The sequence below is a fragment of the Gilvimarinus gilvus genome (assembly GCF_030518155.1).
GTDB classification, from domain to species: domain Bacteria; phylum Pseudomonadota; class Gammaproteobacteria; order Pseudomonadales; family Cellvibrionaceae; genus Gilvimarinus; species Gilvimarinus gilvus.
Genome location: NZ_JAULRU010000089.1, coordinates 1 through 714, shown reverse-complemented (window position 1 = coordinate 714; position 714 = coordinate 1). Strand labels below are relative to the sequence as shown.

The following is a 714-nucleotide window of genomic DNA, read 5'->3' as shown; positions in this document are numbered from 1 at the left end:
TTAGTGAAGTGGTTGGAGGTTCCGGTTGACCAGTCTATAGAAACTTTCTTCGGTGAGTTATGTGATCCTGAAGTTCATCAGATGGATCTGGAACGTGCGGGTTTGCTGCAGGTTCAGTTGGCTCAAAATACGAAAGATGGTTCTTACTTCGTCGTTTTGTTGGTTCACCATATTGTCTTTGACCACATTGCACTTGAGACCTTACAGCACGAACTTAGAAACATTTTGCATGGAAGCATTGATGAACTAGGCAACCCAGTTGCCTATCGAAATTATATTGCAAATATACGGCGTCTAGAAAATGAGCGTGATGATCAGGCGTTCTTTACAGAGATGCTGTCAGCCGTCTTTCATCCGACATTGCCATTCGGGCTGGGTGCAAGTCAGAGACGTTCCAGTTTATCGGTTCATCGAGCAGATGTTCCGTCAGCACTTGCCGACAGTATACGTGAGATTGGTAGGAGATCGAATGTAACTGTTGCAACAATATTTCATGCGGCCTGGAGCCTGGTGGTAGCGTCGAGTAGTAATCGAAAAGATATAGTATTTGGCACTGTACTGTCGGGGCGACTTCAGGCGCAGTCTGGCTCAGACAGTGCTGTGGGATTGTTTATCAACACGTTGCCGCTTAGGGTGCAGTTAACCGACCAGACATCCATTGATTGGGTGAAGAAATTACACGACTCATTGCTGAGCTTGGTTGATTACGAACAT

Annotated in this window: 1 protein-coding gene; it reads left to right on the top strand. The window is 45.9% G+C overall.

Features of this window, described 5'->3' with window-relative positions:
- Positions 1-714: condensation domain-containing protein (locus tag QWI17_RS00450; protein WP_302720530.1), on the top strand; the 714-nt coding region annotated here is incomplete at both ends.